Below are 546 nucleotides of genomic sequence, written 5' to 3'. Positions count from 1 at the left end.
CAGGGCGTTATACGAATAGAGGGAAATTATGTACAAAAATACTGATTTTAACTTGGATTCAAAAGAGTTCAGGTTTAAGAAAGACTCATATCCTTTGTCTAAGATAAACAATGTTAGGGTTAAAAAGTTAAGTTTTCTTGATAATTTAGGTCAAGTTTTATTCTGGGTGTGTGTTTTTTCAGGGGCAGTTTGGTTAGTTATTCCAAGGTTGGAAGAGGTGCCACAATGGCTACTAGTTTTAGTTCTTAGTCTGACGGTTGTAGGTTTGGTTTTTGCTCTTTTTCGTTGTTCTAAATATGCACTTCAAGTCGAGTTTCGCCACATAGATGAAACGGGCGTTCAATGGGTTAATGTAGCTAAGTCATACTCAAAGTCAGATTGTGAGTTATTTGAACAGCAAGTGTCGGCACTGAAAAAATTCGTATAACAAATTGTTCAAGAGTGATTCGGCACGCGTGGCATTTTTACCATGCGTTGGTTTTAGTGGTTAAGGTGTTATGCGGAACCTTCGGTATTGCGTGCCTCACACCTTAACAAGGCGTTATA

The 546-nt window shown here is 38.1% G+C and carries 1 protein-coding gene; it reads left to right on the top strand.

Annotation, left to right across the window (positions count from 1 at the left end):
- Positions 1-28: 28 nt before the first annotated feature.
- Positions 29-427, top strand: a complete 399-nt coding sequence (locus R7Q48_RS30220; protein ID WP_017821406.1) for a DUF6232 family protein — start codon at positions 29-31, stop codon at positions 425-427.
- The last annotated feature ends 119 nt before the right edge of the window (positions 428-546 follow it).

Source organism: Vibrio sp. 378, assembly GCF_033339435.1.
Note: the sequence above shows the minus strand (reverse complement) of the source record. Positions and strands in the feature narration are given on the sequence as shown.

Excerpts from the sequence above, each read along its gene's own strand:
- R7Q48_RS30220 (WP_017821406.1), top strand. The coding sequence starts at position 29 with ATGTACAAAAATACTGATTTTAACTTGGATTCAAAAGAGTTCAGGTTT.